Genomic DNA, 944 nt, shown 5'->3' with positions numbered 1-944 from the left:
GCCGAAGAGTCCCGCAAAGTTCAGCGCGGCTTCAGAAAACGGCAGGCAGAGCGACGGGGACAGTTCCGCATAATCGCGCTTCTGGCTTTCCGTCATGCGCGCCGATCGGCGAGCGAAGGTCTTTATCGCGCTATAGCGGTCGGAATCAGGCATGACGGGTTTACCCGCTTCTCGCCGCGCCGTCGTTGTCTGCACCGCCGGGCAGGAACGGCAGCAGGCACACGGTCGCGCCGTCGGGCGAAACAAGGCACTCCCGCGCGGAATGCGCATCGGGGTATTCGGCGCGGATTTGCGCAAAGCCCGCCCACGCGCTATTTTTCTTCCCATAATACAGCAGATTCCCCTCTTGGTCGTATACGGCGAAGTTCAGTTCCGACCCGGCGGGCAGTATGCCGGCGGCTTCGGCGGCGCGCGCGTCCGACAGCGCCGCCGGATACGCAAGCCGCGCCGCAAAATCCTTGGAGCGTTCCGCCTTGTCGACGTATTCGACGACATAGTCGCCCGCCGCGAACGCCGTCTTGCGGTACGGCGCAAGGCGGGGACTGCCCGCCCACGAGCGCGCGCCGTTCTCAAACGTTACGGGTTTATCCACGTTCCAGCGGAAGCCCGAATCCGGGTGCGTCAGCCGCAGCGATTTGAGCGTCTTGATATCAGAGGAAGGGCTGACGAAGAGAGAAAGGTACATATCCGGCTTTGCGTCCGGGGAGCGGAAATCGAATACCGCGGCGAGCCGCACGTCCTGAATGGCGGGAAGCTCGTCGGAGCACGACGACAGGAGCGCGGCGAGGGAAAACGTAAAGAGTAGTTTTACACGCATAGACGCAGTATAGGCGCGCAAGGCATTCGGCACAAGCCGAATGTCTTGAGGAAACTCTGCATATAGGTTCGGAGTTATATAGCGGACGGCAGCCACGGGACGGGGGAGGAACCGGGGGTTACGGCGC

General features: G+C 62.4%; 1 protein-coding gene. It reads right to left on the bottom strand.

The features are described from left to right. Positions 1 to 160: 160 nt before the first annotated feature. Positions 161 to 817, bottom strand: a complete 657-nt coding sequence (locus AWU74_RS06195) for a hypothetical protein (RefSeq protein WP_162504932.1) — start codon at positions 815 to 817, stop codon at positions 161 to 163. Positions 818 to 944 lie beyond the last annotated feature (127 nt).

This window comes from Treponema endosymbiont of Eucomonympha sp. (genome assembly GCF_001028545.1).
Note: the sequence above shows the minus strand (reverse complement) of the source record. Positions and strands in the feature narration are given on the sequence as shown.